The sequence below is a fragment of the Alcanivorax sp. DP30 genome, assembly GCF_009882945.1.
In the GTDB taxonomy this organism is placed as follows: domain Bacteria; phylum Pseudomonadota; class Gammaproteobacteria; order Pseudomonadales; family Alcanivoracaceae; genus Alcanivorax.
In genome coordinates this window covers 590261-605272 of sequence record NZ_WTUY01000002.1, presented here as the reverse complement: position 1 = coordinate 605272, position 15012 = coordinate 590261, and the positions used below count along the sequence as shown (strand labels likewise).

Sequence of the window (15012 nt, the reverse complement as noted above, 5' to 3'; positions counted from 1 at the left end):
CAAGGAGCAGTGTTCAGTGACTGAGCAGAAGATTATTCGCCTAGGCGAACAGGAATTCGGTAACGACAAGCCCATGGCGCTGTTTGGCGGCATGAACGTGCTGGAATCCCGTGATATGGCCATGCAGGTTGCCGAGGCGTATGCCGAGGTGACCAGCAAGCTGAACATCCCCTGGGTGTTCAAGGCCAGTTTTGACAAGGCCAATCGCTCCTCCCTGAACTCCTACCGGGGGCCGGGTATGGAAGAAGGCCTGAAGATCTTCGAGGAAGTAAAGAAGACCTTTAACTGCCCGGTAATCACTGATGTGCACGAACCCTATCAGGCGGCACCGGTGGCGGAAGTCTGCGATATCATCCAGCTACCGGCTTTCCTGGCCCGGCAGACGGACCTGGTGGTGGCCATGGCGAAGACCAGTGCCATCATCAATATCAAGAAACCCCAGTTTCTGGCACCCCATGAAATGGGGCATATCCTGCACAAGTGTGAAGATGCCGGAAATGACCAGTTGATTCTGTGTGAGCGGGGCTCCAGCTTCGGTTACAACAACCTGGTGGTCGACATGCTCGGCTTTGGGATCATGAAAAAATTCAACTATCCGGTGTTCTTCGACGTTACCCATGCGCTGCAGAAGCCGGGTGGTCGTGCCGATAGCGCCGATGGCCGCCGTGCCCAGGTGGCCGAACTGGGCCGCGCAGGGATCAGTCAGGGCATTGCCGGGTTGTTCCTGGAAGCCCATCCTGACCCGGACAATGCCAAATGCGATGGCCCCTGCGCCCTGCGCCTGGACCGTCTTGAGCCATTCCTTGCCCAGATGCAAACCCTGGATAATACCGTCAAGGCACTGCCTGCCTTTGAAAACAACTGATTGAAGAGAGATTGACTGTCATGTCCAAGATCGTTGACATCAAAGCCCGCGAAATTCTCGACTCCCGCGGCAACCCGACCATTGAAGCCGATGTGATTCTGGATTCCGGTGCCAGTGGCAGTGCCTGCGCTCCCAGTGGTGCCTCCACCGGTTCCCGCGAAGCCCTGGAGCTGCGTGACGGTGACAAGAGCCGTTATCTGGGCAAGGGTGTCACCAAGGCGGTGGGTAACGTGAACTCCGAGATCCGCGAACTGCTGATTGGCAGAGATGCGTCAGATCAAAAGGGTCTCGATCAGGCCATGATTGACGCCGACGGCACCGAGAACAAGGGCAAGCTTGGCGCCAACGCCATCCTGGCCGTGTCTCTGGCCGCCGCCAAGGCCGCGGCGGCTGATCAGGGCAAGCCCCTGTACGAATACATTTCTGACCTGCAGGATGATGACAACGAATACTCCCTGCCGGTACCGATGATGAATATCATCAACGGCGGTGAGCACGCCGATAACAACGTGGATATCCAGGAATTCATGATTCAGCCAGTGGGTGCGGCCACAGTGGCCGAAGCCATCCGTTATGGCGCTGAGATCTTCCATGCCCTGAAAGGCGTTCTCAAGAAGCGCGGCCTGAACACTGCCGTGGGTGATGAAGGTGGCTTTGCGCCGGATCTGCCCAGCAACGAGGCGGCGCTGGAAGCGATTATGGAAGCCATCGAAATTGCGGGCTACAAGGCCGGTGATGACGTGACCCTGGCGCTGGACTGTGCCGCCAGTGAATTCTACAAGGATGGCAAATATGTGCTGGCCGGCGAAGGCCGCAGCATGACCTCTGAAGAGTTTGCCGATTACCTGGCCGAGCTGTGTGACCGTTATCCGATCATCTCCATTGAAGACGGTATGGACGAATCCGATTGGGATGGCTGGAAAATTCTCACCGAGAAGCTGGGTAACAAGGTGCAGCTGGTGGGCGACGATCTGTTCGTGACCAACACCAAGATCCTCAAGCGTGGCATCGACGAAGGCGTGGCCAACTCCATCCTGATCAAATTCAACCAGATCGGCTCTCTCACCGAGACCCTGGAAGCCATCAAGATGGCCAAGGATGCCGGATTCACCGCGGTAATCTCTCACCGTAGTGGCGAAACCGCAGACACCACCATCGCCGACCTGGCCGTGGCTACCGCTGCTGGTCAGATCAAGACTGGCTCACTGTGCCGCTCGGACCGTGTCGCCAAGTACAACCGTTTGATCCGTATCGAGCAGGAACTGGGTCGTGCTGCCTATCATGGCCGCAAAGAGTTCAAGTTCCTCGGTTAATCCCTGATGTCAGGTACCCGGGCCAGCAAGGTGTCAACTCTGGAGGGCAAGCGTGCAGCATTAAAGCTGTCGCCCGCTCGCCAGGTGGTTTTCGCTGTGCTGGCCCTGGTGTTTCTGGGCTTGCAGGCACGTCTCTGGTTTGGTGAAGGCAGCCTGCGTCATGTGGCAAGCCTGAAAAAAGAGGTTGCGGTTCTCAAGCAGAGCAATGCCAAACTGAATGAGCGTAACCGCCTAATGGCTGCGGATGTGAAAGACCTGAAGCAAGGCACAGAAGCGGTGGAAGAAATCGCTCGCAAGGACCTGGGCATGATCCGCAATGGTGAAACCTTTTTTCTGATTCTTGAACAACCAGGAAGTGCCGAGTGAACCCGGTGATCCGTGGTCCCCTCTTTTCTGTTGTTCCTGCTGCCGGTGTCGGCCAACGTATGCAGGCCGGCATCCCCAAACAATATCTGACGCTGGCGGGCAAGACGCTCACCGAGCACACCGTACAACGGTTATTGTCCTTTGCACCCATCGAGAGCGTTGTAGTGGCTGTGTCCGCAGATGACCCGTGGTGGCCCACCTTGCCGGTGGCCAGCCACCGCCGAGTCCATGCCGTGACGGGAGGTCAGAGCCGGGCAGAGTCCGTGCGCAATGCACTGGCCCAAGTGTTGATGGACGGTGGCGAAGACGCCTGGGTGTTGGTGCACGACATGGCACGCCCGCTGGTGCGCCTCTCGGATATCCAGAGTCTGCTGGCCAGTACGGCAGAGCAGGGCGCCATTTTGGCTCTGCCAGTGGTGGATACCATCAAGCAGGCCGGCGGTGATAGCCAGATAGATGACACTCTGAATCGGGACATCATCTGGCGGGCGTTGACGCCCCAGCTGTTTCCCGCGGCTGCGCTATATGAGGCGCTCAGTGGTGACCTTGCGGATGTGACTGATGAAGCCTCAGCCCTGGAGCGCCAGGGTTGGCGGCCGAAGCTGGTGGCAGGTCACAGCGATAACATCAAGATCACCGTCCCTGAAGACCTGCCGCTGGCTCGTTTCTACCTGGCACGGCAATTCGAAGAACAGGGAGACCTATGATGGCCATCCGGATTGGGCAGGGTTTTGATGTTCATGCCTTCGATGAGGGTGACCATGTGATGCTCTGTGGCGTAGCCATTCCGCATAGCCATGGCCTTAAGGCGCACTCCGATGGTGATGTGGCCCTGCATGCACTCTCCGACGCACTGCTCGGTGCATTGGCGCTGGGGGATATCGGCCACTATTTCCCGGATACGGACCCGCAATGGAAGGGTGCAGATTCGGGTCAATTGCTGCAGGCGATCTACCAGGACATCACTGCTGCTGGCTGGCAGCTGGGGAATGCTGATCTGACCATCATCTGTCAGGCGCCAAAGCTGGCCCCCCATATCCTCATCATGCGTGAGCGGATTGCGGGTTTACTGGGCTGCCAGGTTGGGCAGATTTCGGTCAAGGCCACGACCACCGAGCAGCTGGGTTTCACCGGGCGCAGGGAAGGCATCGCTGTACAAGCGGCAGTGCTGCTGGAATCCGCATGACGTCAGCGACAATGCTGTTACCACATGCCCATGGTGGGCCGGTGGCACAAGCCCGGTTGAAGGCTTGCCCGGCTGATTTCAAGGTTTTCGAATGCATGCATGTGTTGCCCGAAGGTGAGGGCGAGCACCTGTGGCTGGAAATCGAGAAGACCGGCTGGAATACAGAAGATGTCGCCATGTGGCTGGCCAAGTCTGCTGGCGTGCATCGCCTTTCTGTCGGCTACAGTGGCCTCAAGGACAAGCATGCAGTTACGCGGCAATGGTTCAGCCTCCATCTGCCAGGCAAGGCTGACCCGGATTTCGCCTGGCCAGACGGGGTCGCCCTGATCCAGTCTGGCCGTCACCGTCGCAAGCTCAACCGTGGCACCCATCGCGCCAACCGGTTTGTGATCCGGGCGACCGATTTTTGTGGTGACAAGTTGCTGCTCGAGTCTCGTTTGGCGGCGATTACTGCCGAAGGTATACCCAATTATTTTGGCGAACAGCGGTTCGGTCGTGGGGCGGGCAATCTTGTGCGCGGCCGCGAGTGGCTCACTGGCGGAGAGGCGCCACGCAAGAAAGCTCTGCGCAGCATCTGGCTGTCGGCGGTGCGCAGTGACCTGTTTAATCAGGTGCTTGCCGAACGTGTCAGCCGGGGGGTCTGGAATCGGATTCTGGAAGGGGACATTCTCCAGCCGGAAGGCAGCAGGGGCCTGTTCTGTGCCGATGACGATGAGGAAGCGTCCGCACGGGTGATTGGCGGTGAAGTGCATCCCACCGCCCCTATGCCGGGCGTGGCGGGCATGGCATCATCTGGCCCTTGCCGGGAAATGGAGCAACAGATTCTGGCACCCAGTCAGGCGGTCATAGATGGCCTCTGCCGGGAAGGCGTGGATGAAATCCGCCGAGCGACCCGGTTGCCGGTACAGGAATTGCAATGGTCCTGGCAGCAGGAAAGGGAAGGGGAAAACTGCCTGGAGCTGGCATTCAAGCTGCCTGCAGGTGCGTTTGCAACAACAGTCATGGCAGAGCTGGTGACCACCATGGAGCCCTCTGCATAGAGAACGAAGTACAACATGGATATCCAACTCAGCGGCATCGGCATGACCTCTGCACGGACTCGGGATCGTCTGGTGCAGCGGCTACGGGAAGCCGGTATTCAGGACGATCGGGTGCTGGATGCAGTACGTAATACGCCGCGTCATTTTTTCATCGAGGAAGCCCTGGCCCATCAGGCCTATGACGACACCGCTTTACCGATTGGGCATGGACAGACAATCTCCCAGCCCTGGGTGGTGGCTCGCATGACCGAACTGCTGATGGACGGAGGCAAGCGCAACAAGGTGCTTGAGATCGGCACCGGTTGTGGTTACCAGACGGCGGTACTGGCCCCTTTCTGTGATGAACTTTATTCCGTTGAACGTATCCGACCTTTACAGGAGCAGGCCCGCAAGCGTCTTTTGCGACTTGGTCTGGCCAAGGTGCAGCTCAAGCATGCTGACGGCGGCTTTGGCTGGAAAAACGAAGCTCCCTTTGACGGCATCCTCGCCGCCTGCGCGCGACCGGACATCCCGGATGATTTGCTGGAACAGCTTGCCGATGGTGGTCGCCTGGTGATGCCGGTGGGCGATGACAGGAAGCAGATCCTCACGGTGGTAGACCGGGAAGGGGATGATTTCCATACCCAGTCGCTGGATGCGGTGCGATTTGTGCCATTCCAGCGTGGGGTGATGCGGTAAAGAAGCAGCAAGCTACAAGCTTCAAGGCGCGGTCAGGGTGATTGAATATTTCACCGCCATGCTCGCGCTTAATAGTTTGGGCGCGGCTGCAACGTTCAAGACATGACCATGCGTGATTCGCGTTGTAGCTTGCAACGTGAAGCTTGCTGCTCCAGCGCTTGAGAATAACAAACCCGAAATCACGCTGAGACGCTTGGCGTGATGTATGAGGATGCTAATGATTCGACCCGGTATTTTCTTTCGTGGCATGGCCATGGGCGCGGCTGATGTGGTGCCGGGGGTGTCCGGTGGCACCCTGGCGTTGATCACCGGGATTTATGAAGAGCTCATCGATACCCTCGGCGGCATCACCCCACGATTGCTGGGGGTGTGGCGTCGTGAAGGCTTTGTCGCTGCCTGGCAGCAGGCCAACCTGACCTTCCTTGTGACACTGCTGGCAGGAATTTTCTCCAGTATAGCCTTGCTGGCCCGCCTCATTACCTGGTTACTTGAAACCCACCCCATACCTGTCTGGGCATTTTTCAGCGGGTTGATTCTGGCCAGTATCTTTCTGGTACTGCTGCCGCTGCAAAAAAGGGGGCTGGCGCAGGGTCTGGCGTTTGTGGCGGGTGCCCTGATCGCCGTAATGATTGCCCTCGCTCCGGGGTTGTCTGGCGGGGCAGGGGCGCTGGTGTTCTTCCTCAGCGGCATGCTGGCCATCTGCGCCATGATCCTGCCGGGCATTTCCGGGAGTTTTATCCTTCTTTTACTGGGCATGTACGAACCGGTACTTGAAGCTGTGAAGGGTGCCCAGCTGCCATTGTTGCTGGCTTTCCTGTCCGGGTGTGCCATCGGGTTGTTGAGTTTTGTACATATTCTCAAATGGACGCTGCATCATTATCACGACACGATGATGGCGCTATTGGCCGGTTTCATGGCGGGGTCGTTGGTGAAGTTATGGCCCTGGCGTGTGTCCAGTGGCAACGGATTGCAGGATCAGTGGTTTGGCCCCGCACAGTACAGCGCATTCACAGGCGAAAGCGCCCAGACACTGTTTGCTTTGGGTGCAGCGGTAGTGGCGATTGCACTGGTGTGGCTACTGCACTGGCTGGCTCCTGTGCATAATGGCGCAATGGTGACACGCAAAGACGTTTAACTACTCCAGGCTTGAGGACAATTCGTATCACTCACCTCCGCAGGAAAGTGACAGAACTGATTCGCACAATGGCGGCGATGGTTTTTCTGGTGCTGATGAGTGGCTGCAGCGCCAGCCTTGCGCCTGTGGTGGACATTTACGGCCAGGATAGCCGCCAGAGAAAGGTAACGTCGGGAACCCACCAGGTTCGCGAAGGGGAAACCCTTTACTCCATTGCCTGGCGATACGGCTGGGACTACCGTGAGTTGGGTGCGGCCAATAATATTCCCGCGCCCTATACTATTTTTCCCGGGCAGCGAATTTCCCTGGCCCTGAAGCCAGCTGCCTCTGGCAGTGTCAGTAAGCCAAAACCCGTGGCAGGTTCGTCATCGGGTTCTGGGTCTGCATCGAGTAAACCTGTCAGTAAGCCCGCGCCGGTGGCCAAGCCAACTTCCAGCAAGCCTGCGGTGTCTTCTGGTAGCGGTGCTCGCACGGTGGGCCCGGTGACTTGGCGGTGGCCTGCCAGCGGCACAGTGGTGGAGCCATTTTCCGCTTCTTCATCCGGGCGTAAAGGGATCGCCATCAGTGGTCGAGCCAAGAGCCCGGTTATTGCGGCGGCAGATGGCCGCGTGGTGTATCGCGGTAGCGGTTTGACGGGTTATGGGAATCTGTTGATTCTCAAGCATAATGACCGCTGGCTGAGTGCATACGCACACAATGATTCCATGCTGGTCAAGGAAGGCGATGTGGTAAAATCAGGGCAGAAAATTGCCACCATGGGCGCCACCGGCACCTACCGCACACAGCTTCATTTCGAGATCCGTCGGGACGGTAAACCCGTGGATCCAATGCAATATCTGCCCAGACAGTAATCCCTGTAAACGGATGAATTCATGAGTGACGGTCCCAACCGAGAACATCGCCTGCTGCTGTTGGCTGCCATGGCCTCTGTTGCCACAGCGTTGGTACTGATTGCTGCCAAGACCGTGGCCTGGTTGATGACAGGTTCCGTGAGCCTGCTTGCGTCACTGGTGGATTCGGTGATGGATTCCCTGGCGTCACTGATCAACTTCTTTGCCATTCGCTATTCCCTGGTGCCTGCCGATGAGGAGCATCGCTTCGGCCATGGCAAGGCAGAAGCCTTGGCCGGGCTGGGCCAGGCGTTGTTCATTGCCGGTTCATCCGTGTTTCTGATTCATCAGTCTGTACTCAAGTTGATGGATCCGACTCCGATCGAAGCGAGCATGGTGGGCATTGGTGTGATGGTGGCTTCCATCGTGCTCACCTTCGGGCTGTTGCTGATCCAGCGATATGTGGTCCGGCAGACAGGTTCCACCGCCATTGAGGCTGATTCCCTGCATTATGTATCTGACCTTGCGGTCAATGTGGGTATCATTGCGGTGCTTGCTGTGAGCAGCCTTGGCTGGCTGTGGCTGGATGGGGCGGTGGGTTTGGCCATTGCCCTGTTTATCCTGCGCAGTGCCTGGCAGATTGCCTCAGAGGCCAGCCAGCTACTGCTTGATCGGGAGATGTCAGGCGATGTTCGCAACCGTATCAGCGCCATTGTATCCTCCCACCCGGAAGCCCTGGGGTTTCATGATCTGCGCACTCGCCAGAGTGGCCGCACCAGCTTTATCCAGCTGCATCTTGATATGGACCAGAATCTTACTCTGCGTATGGCCCATGATCTGGCGGACCGCATCGAGACTGACATCAAGAAAGACTTCCCCGGCGCGGACGTGATCATCCACCTGGATCCTGTGGCGGTGGGCCCGAAAGTGTCCGTTGAGCCGCCTGGCGCTTTATAAGCCTGACATGTCCTGACAGCAGAACGATTGCTGTACTGTCCGGTCAACTCCCCCTGTTCGGTAAACATATTGTATTCATCTGGGCTTTTCTTTAGCTTGAAACGGACGATTTCAGGGTAAGGAATGGCGATGAACAGCCAGCTTCAGGCACAAAAAATTCAGCACATCTGGCAGCGAGGCATAGCCAGGCGACAGTTCCTCAAATGGGGACTTGGCAGTGTGGCGGCGGTAACAGCGGTTGCCGCGGGTGGTTTTGCCTTGCTGCGTCGTTCTCCTCGCGACGAGATGACCCCTCCTGACTGGGTCAGCCACCTTTCAGCCACTGAATATCATCTCTTTGATCGTGCACGTGAGGTGCTGTTACCTGTTGCGGGTACGCCAATGATCGACAGCGCTAACGTGCCCGTGGTGCAGAACGTACAGCAGACCCTGGGCTTCCTTGATCCTGTCACCCGCAAGGAGCTGGGGGCAGGGCTCTCCCTGTTTGATAACGTGGTGGTGTTCAGCCACGGCTGCCGCTTTGTGGATCTGGACGATGCCCAGGCAAAAGCGCTGTTTGATCGCTGGGGGGAGGGCAGTGTGCTGCAGCGCACCCTGGCAACGGTAATCAAACAGCTGGTCTACAGCAGTTATTGGCGTGAGCCGGTCACCTGGCCCCCCGCCGAGTTTGATGGCCCGGTGAGTGAGAAATGGGGTCTGGCCTATCTGGGTAATGCCCCGATGCCGCAGGAATCTTCCCTTGATGTACAGCAGGAGCAGGCATGAGTCAGGTTAAGTGGCAGGCCAGCGGCCTTCAGGTTCATCAGGCTAGCGATGTGACGGATTCCCATATCGAGTTGGAAGCGGATGTCGTGATTGTGGGTTCCGGGGCGGGTGGGGCAGTCAGTGCCTATGAACTGGCCCGTCAGGGCAAGCGGGTGATTGTGCTGGAAGCCGGCCCCTACGTGCCCTCCCAGGCCTTCACGGAAGATTTCACCCAGAGTTTACATGCCCTTTATCAGGACAAGGGGGGGCAGGCTAATAGCAGCGGCGATTTGCTGGTGCTGCAAGGGGCCTGTGTGGGGGGGTCAACGGTGGTGAACGGTTGTGTCTGCTTCCGCACCCCGGATTTCATTCTGGAAGACTGGCAGCGCGATTTTGGTCTGGAGGAGCTGACGGAGTCGGAGCTGGCGCCGTATTTCGATGAAGTGGAAAAAAACCTTTCTGTGCACGATAACGGCGAGCATGAAATCGCCCGTCATGGTCAGGTAATCCGCGAGGGTGCGAAAAAGCTGGGTTGGTCCGTAAAACCATTGCGCCGGAATATTCGCCAATGCGGCCTCACTGGGCATTGTCTGTCAGGCTGCAAGACCGAGCGAAAGCAGTCCATGCTGGTGACCTACTTGCCCTGGGCTCAGGCCCATGGTGCAAAAATCTATTCGGATACCCGTGTTGAAAAGGTTCTGACCCAAAACGGCGAAGCCTCAGGGGTAGAAGCCGTGGTCACCCGACAGGATGGTGGAGTCGCTGCGACAATGACCGTGAAAGCGCCCCGCGTGGTGCTTGCCGCAGGTGCCGTACAGACACCGGTACTGCTGCTGAAGAGTGGCCTTGCCAACCGTTCCGGCAAGGTCGGTCAGAATTTTGCCTGTCACCCTTCATTACTGGTGGCGGGCAAGTACCCACAGCCTATCCACCCCTGGCGTGGTGCCCTGCTGGGAGTTCACGTTGATGAGTTCATGCATCCGGACAAGGGGGGCTTTGTGCTGGAGGACGGGGGCTTTGGTCTGGTGGAAATGACCATGCTGGCTGAACCCGGTAGCGGAGAGCCCTTTATGGATTATATGGCTAATGCCCGTCACATGGCGGGGCTGGTGACACTCATCCACGATCATAATGTGGGGGCGATTGAGTGGGATGGTGAGCGCAAGGCGATCAATTACCAGTTGAGCGATGTGGATTTCCCCTCCATGCAGCGTGCGATCAAGGCTGCCGCCAGACTGCATCTGGCTTCTGGCGCCACGGAAGTCTATGTACCTTCCAGCGATAAGCGGGTCATCCGCTCTGAAGCAGATATCGATACCCAGGTGGATTCGCTGGAAAATGAGCCACAGCACCTGCGCATGGTCAGCTATCACCCGCAGGGAACCTGCCACATGGGGGCCGATCCAGATAGTAGTGTGGTCAAGACAAATGGTGAAACCCATGATGTGCCCGGGCTGTATGTCGCTGATGCCAGCCTGTTGCCCACCTCCATCATTGTGAACCCGCAAATCACGGTTTATGCACTGGCGACGCGAATTGCCCGTCATATGAGCTAGTTTTTTCATCGAAAGCGGCCCTGGGGCCGCTTTCACGTTTACACCCCTGTTACCGAACTGACTGGAGTGCCTGTCTTATTCGCCACTACAGGTTTTGGTGTTTGTTACGGTTTGTTATAGACTCGGTCTGAAATCTCCACCAATAACAACAAGGGCCACACAGGGCCTGCCCAGGAGAGGGTGTTGATGAAGAATAACAACCGTGCGCCCTTGCCCGGCTATCTGGCCGGCCTTGAGCCTCTCAGCCGCCGTGGTTTTCTGCGCACTACCGTACTTGCCAGCGCCGCGTTGACCAGTGGTTGCGCCAGCCTTTTCGGCCGAAAGGATGCCCCGGAAACGCTGGAGTACTACAGCCTCAAGCCCGACGAAATCGATGTCATTACCCGACTCACCGAAATCATGCTCCCCGCAGAGCAGTACGGGCTGCCTTCCAGCACCACAGTGGTTCCTACCGTCAAGAATATCGACACCATGGTGCAGCGCCTGCCCGAGCAAACCCGGGATTTGATGGGGCTTGGAATCTGGGTGTTCAACAACCGTCCCATGATGAGTTTCAAATTCAAGAAATTTACTTCCCTGTCGGACGAGAAGGCGCTGGAGTACGTGAACGCCATGCAGGAAGGTGCCTTTTTCGAGCGTGGTCTGATGACTACGCTCAAGGCGATTATCGCACTGAATTACTGGCGTGATGAGCGCACCTGGCCCGGGCTGGAGTATCACGGTCCTGTGACTGAAACCTGGGGTGTTCGTCGTCTCGGCAACGCACCGTTGCCGAGAGCCTGACAGGGGGAATTATGGCTTTTGTTCGTGTAGCAAGAGATGGTGTGCCAGTCACCCAGGCCAAGGATGTGGCGCTGGATCCCAGCCTCGGCAAGCGGTTCACACTGAAAACCGATGTGGTTGTGGTTGGCTCCGGTGCTGCCGGCGCTGTTGTGGCTTATGAAATGGCCAAGGCGGGCCGCGACGTGCTGGTGCTTGAGTCTGGCCGTTATTACCCAAGCTCCGAATTTACCGAGCACCTTGGCGACACCATGACCAAGATCTATCAGGATCAGGTGGGCCAGGTGAACACCACCGCTGACATTATTTTTGTTCAGGGTGCCTGCGTAGGCGGATCTACGGTAATTGGTGCCTGTGTGATGGAAGAGCCTGGTGACAAGGTTCTCGATGGCTGGGCCGAAAAATATGGCCTGGATGCGCTGTCCGCTGAAAAATTCCGCCCCTATCTGGACAAGATCGCGGACGAACTGCAAATCCATACCAATGAAGCTCATGAGATTAATGCCTGTGCCCACAAGGTGATCCAGGGCTGTGAGAAGATGAAGTACTCCTGGAAACCGGCCCAGCGTAACGTGAAGCAATGCGCGTTGACTGGCCATTGCCTGGCCGGGTGCCCGTCAGATCGCAAGATGAGTTCACTGGTAACACATTTGCCCTGGGCGGCAGCTCACGGCGCACGGATCTTTTCCGATACCGAGGTGGTTAAGGTGAAAACCCGGGATGGGCGCGCGCGCGGTGTGGAAGCACGGGTGGTGGATCCGGACAGTGGGGTTCATGTGGCTGACATGCAGGTGGATGCGGACATGGTGGTGCTGGCCGCTGGCGCCATCCATACGCCGCTGATTCTGCAGCGTAGTCAGGTGCCGGATCGCAGTGGTCAGCTGGGAAAAAACCTGGCTATCCAGCCCTTTACCCAGGTGCTCGGCAAGTTCAAGGAGCCACTGTACGGCTTCCGCGGCGCCCTTGTCGGGGTACAGGTGGACGAGTTTACCCAAACCGACGGATACACCATTTTCTCAGGGTTGGCCGAACCGGAATCCCTGCTGGCTCAAGGTGATATGAAGGCTGGTGAAGCACATATCCAGTTCATGAAAGACTATAAGTACTATGCCGGTGTGAATGCCTTCAGTCAGGATCTTGGTAATGGCTATGTGCAATGGGACGGGGATGCCTACAACGGCGACAAGACCATTCACTACAACCCCAGCCGCGAGGAATTCGAGAACATGAAGGCTTCCGCCACCCTGGCGGCGCGCATCTTCTTCTCCGGTGGTGCCGAGAAAGTGTACCTGCCTACCTTCCAGAGTCTTGAGGCCAATTCCGTGTTCGAGCTGGACGAGAAAATGGACAAGGTGGACTACGGTATCAAGGGTATGTACACCTTCCGTTCCAACAGCTTCTCTCCCCACGGAACCTGCCGCATGGGTGCAGACCCTTATCAGTCTGTTGTGTCGCCCAGCGGTGAGCTTCACGATACGCCGGGGCTGTTCGTGGCCGATTCCAGCCTGATACCGGAATCCATGAGTGCGCCGATCCAGTGGACTGTTCACGCTCTGGCCAAGTACGTCAGCGACCAGATCAACGACAACGCGAGCAACTACTTTATTGGTTGATGCCTGCTGACGGATAACCGAAAGCGCGCCAGATGGCGCGCTTTTTGGTTGATTGCGGATTTGAGGGTAAGCGGTGGCATCCCCGAAATTCATGAAGTCAGGCTGGTTTCGCCTTTAGCGTCCGACCTCCAACCTCCCGAAAGTGCTGTTGTTTGAAATGCCGTCAAACCGGTGCGGAACTTTTCCGTTTTCCTTGTGCGTCCCGATCATCTCGTTGCAATGATGGATTTGTCCTGATTGGCATCCAGCATGGCGCCATTTGTCTCCATGGGCTGTGATAGCATTTACAACGAAGTTTCAAGGAGATTGAACCATGTCAGGTTTTGAATTCGCCACAACTCACCGGGTTTTGGTGGAACCGGGTGCCGCCGGCCGGCTTCCCCAGCTTTGCCAGGATCTGGGGGCTAGCCAAGTCATGCTGGTTACCGATCCGGGGATTCGCAGTACCCCGTTGCTGGGCCCGGTGGAAGAGAGCTTTCGGGCAGCGGGCATGGCATTAAGCATTTACGATCAAGTCGCTGCAGACCCGGCAGACAGCATCGTTCTTGAAGCAGTGGCACAGGCCAAGGCGGCGGGTTCGGACCTGGTGATCGGGTTCGGTGGCGGCTCGTCCATGGATGTGGCCAAGCTGGTGGCTCTGCTGGCACACCCCAAGGCCAGACAGCAACTCTCTGATATATACGGGGTTGGGTTGGCCACCGGACCAAGACTGCCCCTGGTGCAGGTGCCAACCACCGCGGGAACCGGCTCGGAAGTGACACCTGTTGCCATTGTCACCACCGGCGAAACCACCAAGGCCGGGGTGGTTGCCCCATCACTATTACCGGACCTGGCAGTGCTGGATGCCGAGCTCACTCTGGGCTTGCCGCCTCATGTGACCGCGGCCACCGGGGTAGATGCCATGGTGCACGCCATCGAAGCCTATACCAGTGCCCACAAGAAAAACCCGTATTCCGACATGCTCGCCCGTGAGGCCCTGCGTTTGCTTGGTGGAAACCTTGCTGCGGCCGTGAAAGAGGGGGGCAATCTGGCTGCCCGGGAGGCTTGTCTGCTGGGGGCCATGATGGCCGGGCAGGCATTTGCCAATGCCCCGGTGGCTGCGGTTCATGCGCTGGCCTATCCATTGGGCGGCCACTTCCATATTCCTCATGGTCTGAGTAATTCCCTGGTGCTGCCGGAGGTGCTGCGCTTCAACGTCCGTGATGCGGCACCACTCTATGCCGAGCTGGCACCGATCCTCAGTGATCGCCCTTTTGCAGATCATGAGGACGGGGCAGGGGTATTGATTGCCGCCCTGGAGAAGCTGATTGATGAAGTGGGTCTGCCCACCCGCCTGCGTGATGCCGGTGTTACTGAAGAGAGTCTGGAAACCCTGGCGGCTGACGCCATGCTTCAGCAGCGATTGCTGGTCAACAATCCCAGAGAGGTCACCGAGGCCGATGCACTGGCTATCTACAAGGCGGTGTATTAATGAGTGACAAAGCCCCTCGCCCGGAACGGGATAACTACGGTTACCTGTGCCCGGTGGACACCCGCTGGCGCGACAACGATATCTACGGCCATATTAATAACGTGGTCTATTACAGCTACTTTGATTCCACCATCAACCGTTACCTGATCGACGAAGGCGGACTGGATATTCACGAGGGTGAGCACATTGCCTATGTGGTCAGCTCCGGCTGTGATTATCTTGAAGCGGCAGCCTATCCTGACAAGCTGGCTATCGGCATGAAGGTGGACAAGTTGGGTTCAAGTTCGGTGCGTTATGGCCTGGCCCTGTTCGGCGAAACCGGTCCCGCCAAGGCCATGGGTTTCGTGGTTCACGTTTTTGTAAACCGGGAAAGCGGGAGGCCGGTCCCCATTCCTGTGCGCCTGAGGAATGCACTGGAAGCGTTGCAAGTCTGAGTGGTCAAGCGAGTTCAAAGTTCAAACGCGAAGAGGGCGTGCAG

16 protein-coding genes are annotated in these 15012 nt (G+C 57.6%); all 16 read left to right on the top strand.

The window, feature by feature from the left end; translation table 11 throughout:
* Positions 1-16: 16 nt before the first annotated feature.
* The 16 genes from kdsA (at position 17) to GQF00_RS03315 (ending at position 14968) form a co-directional block, all read left to right on the top strand.
* Complete coding sequence (kdsA, locus tag GQF00_RS03390) at positions 17-865, top strand: 3-deoxy-8-phosphooctulonate synthase (protein WP_161317726.1); 849 nt, start codon at positions 17-19, stop codon at positions 863-865.
* 20 nt (positions 866-885) lie between these two features.
* The gene (gene eno, locus GQF00_RS03385; protein WP_161317725.1) at positions 886-2178 is read left to right on the top strand and encodes a phosphopyruvate hydratase; all 1293 of its coding nucleotides are present in this window, start codon (positions 886-888) and stop codon (positions 2176-2178) included.
* 6 nt (positions 2179-2184) lie between these two features.
* A complete protein-coding gene (locus GQF00_RS03380; RefSeq protein WP_161317724.1) occupies positions 2185-2544 on the top strand; it encodes a septum formation initiator family protein in 360 nt (119 codons plus the stop codon).
* Complete coding sequence (gene ispD / locus GQF00_RS03375; RefSeq protein WP_161317723.1) at positions 2541-3251, top strand: 2-C-methyl-D-erythritol 4-phosphate cytidylyltransferase; 711 nt, start codon at positions 2541-2543, stop codon at positions 3249-3251. Before GQF00_RS03380 ends, ispD begins: the two co-directional genes overlap by 4 nt.
* A complete protein-coding gene (gene ispF, locus GQF00_RS03370; protein ID WP_161317722.1) occupies positions 3248-3730 on the top strand; it encodes a 2-C-methyl-D-erythritol 2,4-cyclodiphosphate synthase in 483 nt (160 codons plus the stop codon). The genes ispD and ispF overlap by 4 nt, the downstream gene beginning before the upstream one ends.
* The gene (truD, locus tag GQF00_RS03365) at positions 3727-4770 is read left to right on the top strand and encodes a tRNA pseudouridine(13) synthase TruD (protein ID WP_237440362.1); all 1044 of its coding nucleotides are present in this window, start codon (positions 3727-3729) and stop codon (positions 4768-4770) included. Before ispF ends, truD begins: the two co-directional genes overlap by 4 nt.
* A 15-nt stretch (positions 4771-4785) precedes the next feature.
* A complete protein-coding gene (locus GQF00_RS03360) occupies positions 4786-5448 on the top strand; it encodes a protein-L-isoaspartate(D-aspartate) O-methyltransferase (protein ID WP_161317721.1) in 663 nt (220 codons plus the stop codon).
* A gap of 217 nt (positions 5449-5665) precedes the next feature.
* Entirely contained in the window at positions 5666-6583 is a 918-nt protein-coding gene (locus GQF00_RS03355) for a DUF368 domain-containing protein (protein ID WP_161317720.1), read from the top strand.
* A 68-nt stretch (positions 6584-6651) separates the two neighbouring features.
* On the top strand, positions 6652-7434 hold the full coding sequence (locus tag GQF00_RS03350; protein ID WP_202560326.1) for a peptidoglycan DD-metalloendopeptidase family protein: 783 nt from the start codon (positions 6652-6654) through the stop codon (positions 7432-7434).
* Between the two features lie 21 nt (positions 7435-7455).
* On the top strand, positions 7456-8370 hold the full coding sequence (locus tag GQF00_RS03345; RefSeq protein WP_161317719.1) for a cation diffusion facilitator family transporter: 915 nt from the start codon (positions 7456-7458) through the stop codon (positions 8368-8370).
* Between the two features lie 129 nt (positions 8371-8499).
* Entirely contained in the window at positions 8500-9135 is a 636-nt protein-coding gene (locus tag GQF00_RS03340) for a hypothetical protein (RefSeq protein WP_161317718.1), read from the top strand.
* A complete protein-coding gene (locus GQF00_RS03335) occupies positions 9132-10670 on the top strand; it encodes an FAD-dependent oxidoreductase (RefSeq protein ID WP_161317717.1) in 1539 nt (512 codons plus the stop codon). The genes GQF00_RS03340 and GQF00_RS03335 overlap by 4 nt, the downstream gene beginning before the upstream one ends.
* Before the next feature lie 186 nt (positions 10671-10856).
* Positions 10857-11453, top strand: coding sequence for a gluconate 2-dehydrogenase subunit 3 family protein (locus tag GQF00_RS03330; protein ID WP_161317716.1), 597 nt, complete (start codon positions 10857-10859; stop codon positions 11451-11453).
* Positions 11454-11464: 11 nt separating this feature from the next.
* Positions 11465-13063: an FAD-dependent oxidoreductase gene (locus GQF00_RS03325; protein ID WP_161317715.1), complete on the top strand. Its 1599-nt coding sequence runs from the start codon at positions 11465-11467 to the stop codon at positions 13061-13063.
* A gap of 313 nt (positions 13064-13376) precedes the next feature.
* Positions 13377-14534 (top strand): iron-containing alcohol dehydrogenase, encoded by a 1158-nt coding sequence (locus tag GQF00_RS03320; RefSeq protein ID WP_161317714.1) that lies wholly within the window; start codon positions 13377-13379, stop codon positions 14532-14534.
* Positions 14534-14968: a thioesterase family protein gene (locus GQF00_RS03315; RefSeq protein WP_161317713.1), complete on the top strand. Its 435-nt coding sequence runs from the start codon at positions 14534-14536 to the stop codon at positions 14966-14968. Before GQF00_RS03320 ends, GQF00_RS03315 begins: the two co-directional genes overlap by 1 nt.
* Positions 14969-15012 lie beyond the last annotated feature (44 nt).